Below are 6,593 nucleotides of genomic sequence, written 5' to 3'. Positions count from 1 at the left end.
TTTGATTTTGTATTCAGGATGAATAATTTCTGGGCCCCGACTTCCTCGTTTCACTTCACCATAAGCAGTGACTTGTTTACCTTGAGCAAGGTTATTTTTCATTGCTGCTGTAAAATTAAAAAAAGCGAAGTGTTAAAATGCCAGAGCCATCCGAAATTTGGCAGGTCATCATTTTACGTCTGCCAAAACTGACTTCAGTTCTTAATATTTCACCAGAGACAGTGGCAGGAATACCGGGAAGGAGATCGCTGATAGCATAGAGATGCGTTTGATCTTCATAACGCAAAGGAAGGTGGAGTAACAAATCCTCAATAGTCACAAGCCCTATTTTTGCCAGTTTGTCTGCCTGACTTGCACCTACGCCGTGAAGAGTGGTTAAGGGGATTGCATCAAGCAGTTTTCCTTTCATGGGATCAATACTCCGTCTTTTTTAATTTCCTAAGTTGTTTTTGCGTCATTTGCATTTCTGCCCACCATGACTCAGGTGCTTCAATTTCGCCGTTGCCATTAATATAAGGGCGAGGCAGTCCTTTTCGACGAGAAACTTCTGCCAATACAGGGTATCCACCTTCAAAGAGAAGAATTTGTTGTTCTTCTTCCGTTAAGATGCTCTCTGTTCGATTATACATACCCGCAGCCTGACGTTGGCGTTGTGCTTCATATAAAATGAGTGCACTGGCGACAGAAACATTTAGGGATTGTACCATTCCCATCATCGGCACAATAATATCTTGATCTGCAAGGGCGATAGCATCTTGTGAGATCCCTGTTTTTTCTTGTCCCATAATAATACAAGTCGGGTGTGTGTAATCAATCTCACGAAAATCAACCGCTTTATCTGAGAGGTGAGTCGCAAGAACTTGCATACCTTGGACACGAAAGGCACTCACCGCATCTGTAATAGTAGGATGTGTTTCTACATTGACCCAACTGTTACTCCCTGCCGCAGGGGAAACTAACATCCGCATTTTTTCTTCAGGCCAAATCGCATGAATTTTAGGGATCCCCACAGCATCAGCCGTTCTTATAACAGCAGCAACATTATGAGATTTATGTACTTCTTCAAGGCAAACAGTAAGATCAGGCTGCCGCATCGCCATCATTTGGCAGATGCGGGCATATCGAATTGAATTCATGACTAGTTTTTATTACGGCTAACGCGCAGAACGTCAGGCATGATGCGAAGTTTACGCATGATATTGGCTAATTGAATTCTGTCTTTCGCCGTTAAGCGAATAAAAGCACAATACACACGACCATCTTTCTCTTCTGTATTCATACTTTGAATACTTGAGTTTGCATCATTAATAGCTGCGGTTAAGTTTGCTAAAGCGCCCTGGTGGTTAATCATATCGACTTTAATTTCAGTAATGAAATCGCTATTGATCTCTTTATCCCACTCGACAGGCATGAATTTTTCAGGCTCTTTTTGGTAACCACGAATATTACGACAAGATTCATGGTGGATAACCAAACCTTTACCTGGACTAATATGTGCAACGATAGGATCACCCGGAATAGGGCGACAGCATTTAGCGAAGGAAATCAATACGCCATCAGCACCTTTAATTGGGAGTTTAGGGGTTTCATCATGGGGTGTTTCTGTTTGTGCGTTTTCATCTTGATTTTGACTATCAATCAATAAGTTACGCGCAACAACAACACTCATTGTATTACCTAAACCAATTTCAGCCATTAAGTCGTCGATTGAATGAAGCTTCATACGCTTCAATTCGCGCTCAATATTTTCAGCTGAAATATCAGCAAGCTTGTGCTCGCCTAATGCGTGATTGAGTAAACGACGACCTAAATTAATAGAGTCTTCACGTTTTAGATTTTTCAGTAGTTGTCGAATTTTAGAACGTGCTCTTGAACTGACGACAAAGTTTAGCCAAGCTGCATTGGGTCTTGCGCCTGGCGCGGTAATAATTTCAACTGTTTGTCCGGTGCGTAGTGATTGTGAAAGAGGGTAGGGTTGTCTATCAACTCTTGCACCCACACAAGCATGACCGATATCTGTGTGTACAGCATAAGCAAAATCGACAGGTGTCGCACCAGTGGGTAATTCAACTATGCGACCTTCTGGTGTGAAAACGTAGATTTCATCAGGAAAGAGGTCTGATTTTACGTTCTCAATAAATTCAAATGAGCTACCCGCACTTTGTTGCAATTCAAGTAAACTTTGCATCCATCGTTGAGCTCTAACTTGTGCCGTGGTGCCTGGTTGTTCACCTTGCTCTTTATAAGCCCAATGTGCCGCAACCCCCATTTCTGCCATTTGATCCATATCTTCAGTACGAATTTGCACTTCAACAGGCACTCCGTGAGGGCCAATTAGTGAGGTATGAAGAGATTGATAGCCGTTGGCTTTGGGGATGGCAATATAGTCTTTTACTCGACCGGGACGTGGTTTGTAAAGACTGTGCATTTGACCTAAAACGCGATAACAGGTATCGACTTCTTTCACGATAACGCGAAAGGCGTAAATATCCATGATCGAGTGAAAACGTTGCTCTTTTAACAACATTTTCCGATAGATAGAGTACAGGTGTTTTTCGCGACCGTTAACTTTGCATTCAATATGGGCTTCTGTCAGGCGACCTTCAATTTCAGAGAGGATTTTATTAATCATCTCTTTACGGTTGCCTCGAGCGGCTTTCACGACTTCTTTGATTACACGGTAGCGATTAGGATGTAGCGCCTCGAAACCCAGCTCCTCAAGCTCTGTTTTGATATGGTGTATACCCAAACGGTGTGCAAGAGGACTGTAAATTTCGAGTGTTTCACGAGCAATACGGCGACGTTTATCTGGGCGTAATGATCCCAGCGTGCGCATATTGTGAGTTCGGTCTGCCAGTTTGATCAAAATGACGCGGATATCTTTTACCATCGCCATAATCATCTTACGAAAGTTTTCAGCCTGAGCCTCTTTTTTGTCTCTAAATTTCAATTTATCAAGCTTAGAGACACCTTCAACAAGATCGGCTACCGTACTACCAAAGAGGTTTTCGATATCTTGGAAGGTTGCAGGTGTATCTTCGATAACATCATGCAACAGCGCCGCCATGAGCGTTTGGTGATCTAATCGCATATCTGCAAGAATACACGCAACCGCAACAGGGTGAGTAATATAAGGCTCACCACTTGAACGAGTCTGCCCCTCGTGAGCATTTCGGGCGACGATAAAGGCTTTTTTAAGTTGTTCAACTTGCTCCGATGGCAAATATTTTTGAACGATTTGATTCAGGCTTTCAAACAGGTACAAGGCAGACCTACCCCTATTTTATAAAACGATTAACGACGACCTTCCGCAATCGCTGAAACAGCTTGTAATTCTGCTGCTTCTTGCTCTTGCTGCTCTTGACGTTCACGAGCATCAAGAATTTTACCGTTAATCAGGCCTTCTTCGATTTCACGTAGCGCGACAACAGTCATTTTATCATTTTCTTCTGGCACTAAAGGATCTTTAGCGCCGACTTGTAACTGACGCGCACGACGTGCTGCGACCAGAACGAGGTCAAAACGGTTACCAATTTTTTCTACAGCGTCTTGAACGGTTACGCGTGCCATATTTGTGTTACTCCACCATTAACGAAATGACTGGGCATAATACTGAAAGTTAACTCAGTCTGCCAATAATTTGCTGATTAAATCACCATGTCGTAGCGTTTGACGATCAAGGCGTAATTTTTCTGAACGAATAATTGATTGTAAATCAGCAAGCGCAGTATTGAAATCATCATTAATCAGCAAATAATCATACTCATTAAAATGTTCCATTTCCGATACAGCTTGTGACATACGTTTTGTAATCACTTCTTCGCTATCTTGTCCACGTCCACGAAGACGGCGGTAAAGCTCTTCTTTTGACGGTGGCAGAATAAAAATACTGCGAGCTTCAGGCATTGCTTTACGCACTTGCTGTGCGCCTTGCCAGTCGATATCTAAAAAGACATCCACACCACTGGCTAATATCTCTTTGATAATTTTACCTGAAGTGCCGTAATAATTACCAAAAACACAAGCATGTTCGAGGAAATCCCCGCTGTCTATCATGCTTTTAAATTCTTCTTCAGTAACAAAGAAGTAATGTTCACCATGGTTCTCTCCCGGTCGCATTGGGCGGGTTGTATGAGAGACAGAAACCTGTGTGTCATATAAAGGTTGTGTTTTTAACAACGCTTGAATAAGACTTGATTTACCCGCACCGCTTGGAGCGGAAACAATATAAAGTGTTCCTTGGATCATGATGACTTTCTGAATTTGACTGGAGAATTAAGTATAAATACATATTTAGGGACAATCCCCTATATAGTATACACATACAACGAATGACATACGGTGCCCATGTTTTAATACGGGACCATTTTTTTTCTTATTACATTCTATTTTTCTTAATATAGAAACAAGAGAAAAAATTAAACGATGTCAATATTAACATACAATTAAAGATTCAGTGATAGGAATTACCTTTTATCACAATAGTGAAAAGAGATTATATTTTGAGATACCCCACAGAATCAAAAAGAACCGCTACCGTTAAAATAGCGATTCGTTAATCTTGATTCTCATAATTAAAGACAGGTAAGCCCAATTTATAACGAATAGCGAGAAGTCGAGCGGTTAACCCCGCAATGAGGGTAATGATGATAATGACATCTCTTGGTAACGGTGTATAAAATAGTAATCCCATATAAAGCCACGCAGCACCAAAAGCGATACCGGCATAAATTTCTTTTTGGAAAACCAGAGGAATGGTATTACAAAGCATATCTCTTAATACACCACCAAAAGCACCTGTAATCACCGCGGCAATAGCAGCAATAATTGGACCATACTCCATATCGAGTGCGATCTGTGCGCCGATAATAGAGAAAACCATTAGACCGATGGCATCTAAGATAAGGAAGAGTCGCTGTAAGTGTTTCATCATAGGAGCAACCCACATGGTGATCACAGCAGCACATGCAACAGTGACAATATATTCTGGGTGTTTTACCCAACCCAGTGGGTAATGGCCGAGTAAAATGTCTCTGACAGAGCCACCACCGATGGCCGTTGCAGAGGCGATAATAATAACGCCAAAAACATCCATTTTACGGCGACCAGCAGCAAGTGCGCCAGTCATGGCTTCGGCAGTAATACCAATAATATAGAGAACACTAAGTAACATGATTTTCTAATTTTTTGACTATTTAGTGAGGGTAGAATAATTACCTTGCGAAAAAGTCTCGACTGAATTTTTTTAGTGCCAGGTAAAATTAATTAGTTTTTATAATGTGGAAATTTATTTCCCGATAAGGATAAATATGTCTTTTCAGGAACACCAGATTACGTTTGATAGCCGTCATCATCAGCTAACCAATATAAATGTTTGGACACCAGATAGCCAGTGGTTAGTCTATGATGTACGTCCCAATGGCGGATCTTTTACAGGTCTAACCATAGAAAAAATTCATGCGAAAACAAAACAGCAACAGATCATTTACACCGCAACACAAGGAGCACATGCAGGGGTTGTGACAGTAAGCCCAACAGAGCCCGTACGTTATGCTTTTATTCATGGACCAGAAAATCCAGATAGTGAATGGCATTATGACTTTCATCATCGTCGAGGTGTGATTGTTGATGAGTCAGAAAACAATCGGGTATTTAATATTGATGCTTGTTCATTGACATCCCCTTATCAAGCTGGTGCATTACGTGGCGGTACACATGTTCATGTATTTAGTCCTGATGGCACACGTTTAAGTTTTACTTACAATGACCATATCATGCATGAACTTGGCAGCGAATATGATCAACGTAATGTCGCTGTTGCTGTGCCGCTGAAAGCGGTTAGCGTTGCTAAAAAACACCCACGTGAATATGACGGTGAATATTTTTGCACTGTAATCAGCCAAACCGTCGCGCATCCACAAAAGGGGAGCGATGAAATTAATAAAGCTTATGAAGAGTGTTGGATTGGTACTCAAGGTTATACAAAGGCTGATGGTTCACAACAACGTTGGGCGATTGCATTTATCGGCGATACTGTGAGTGAAAGTGGCGATAAGGTTTCTGATATTTTTCTAGTGGATTTACCAGATGATAATCAGGATTTCAGCATTGAAGGAGATAAGCCACTGGCAGGAACCGACACAACAATGCCCGCAGTGGCTAAAGGTATTCATCAAGTTCGTCTAACAAATACAACAAATAGGAAATATGCGGGTGTTTTAAATCAGCCTCGTCACTGGTTAAGAAGTTCACCACAAGGTGATGCAATCGCCTTTTTAATGAAAGATGATAACGGTATTGTGCAGTTATATACCGTATCGCCAAGTACGAAAGAGATAAAGCAAGTCACTTCGCAGGATTGGGATATTCAGTCAGCCTTTACATGGAATAGTAACGGGCAATATCTCACCTTCATTTGTGATAACAGTGTGATGTTATGTCATGCAAAAACGGGTGAGTTAACGCGATTAACAGAAAGAACAGCACAAGCACCAAGTAGTGATTTAGGTTTCTCTTTAGGGCCACGTTTAAACGCAGCAGGACGCCTTGATGATATGTCGGTAGGTGTTGCGTTACTTTTAACTGACAATATT

5 protein-coding genes and 3 pseudogenes are annotated in these 6,593 nt (G+C 41.5%); 2 read left to right on the top strand and 6 right to left on the bottom strand.

From position 1 onward, the window contains the following. The 6 genes and pseudogenes from BHE89_RS06770 to BHE89_RS06745 form a co-directional block, all read right to left on the bottom strand. A pseudogene (locus BHE89_RS06770) lies at positions 1-409 on the bottom strand (OB-fold nucleic acid binding domain-containing protein); the annotation flags it as partial. A 4-nt stretch (positions 410-413) separates the two neighbouring features. Beyond that, positions 414-1,136, bottom strand: coding sequence for a tRNA (guanosine(18)-2'-O)-methyltransferase TrmH (gene trmH / locus BHE89_RS06765; protein WP_069369562.1), 723 nt, complete (start codon positions 1,134-1,136; stop codon positions 414-416). A 2-nt stretch (positions 1,137-1,138) separates the two neighbouring features. Continuing rightward, positions 1,139-3,265, bottom strand: coding sequence for a bifunctional GTP diphosphokinase/guanosine-3',5'-bis pyrophosphate 3'-pyrophosphohydrolase (gene spoT / locus BHE89_RS06760; RefSeq protein ID WP_069369563.1), 2,127 nt, complete (start codon positions 3,263-3,265; stop codon positions 1,139-1,141). 29 nt (positions 3,266-3,294) lie between these two features. Continuing rightward, on the bottom strand, positions 3,295-3,570 hold the full coding sequence (gene rpoZ / locus BHE89_RS06755; RefSeq protein ID WP_006534607.1) for a DNA-directed RNA polymerase subunit omega: 276 nt from the start codon (positions 3,568-3,570) through the stop codon (positions 3,295-3,297). Between the two features lie 54 nt (positions 3,571-3,624). Beyond that, positions 3,625-4,248: a guanylate kinase gene (gene gmk / locus BHE89_RS06750; RefSeq protein ID WP_069369564.1), complete on the bottom strand. Its 624-nt coding sequence runs from the start codon at positions 4,246-4,248 to the stop codon at positions 3,625-3,627. A 307-nt stretch (positions 4,249-4,555) separates the two neighbouring features. Then, positions 4,556-5,173 (bottom strand): trimeric intracellular cation channel family protein, encoded by a 618-nt coding sequence (locus BHE89_RS06745; RefSeq protein WP_006534609.1) that lies wholly within the window; start codon positions 5,171-5,173, stop codon positions 4,556-4,558. Positions 5,174-5,309: 136 nt separating this feature from the next. Between BHE89_RS06745 and BHE89_RS06740 the strand changes: the two are divergent. Continuing rightward, positions 5,310-6,503 (top strand): annotated as a pseudogene (locus BHE89_RS06740) (DUF3748 domain-containing protein); the annotation flags it as partial. Next, positions 6,489-6,593 (top strand): annotated as a pseudogene (locus BHE89_RS27395) (hypothetical protein); the annotation flags it as partial. The pseudogenes BHE89_RS06740 and BHE89_RS27395, both read left to right, overlap by 15 nt.

The organism is Shigella sp. FC1967, from assembly GCF_001743005.1.
In the GTDB taxonomy this organism is placed as follows: domain Bacteria; phylum Pseudomonadota; class Gammaproteobacteria; order Enterobacterales; family Enterobacteriaceae; genus Proteus.
The sequence above is the reverse complement of the archived record's forward strand: the minus strand, read 5'-3'. Positions and strand labels throughout refer to the sequence as shown.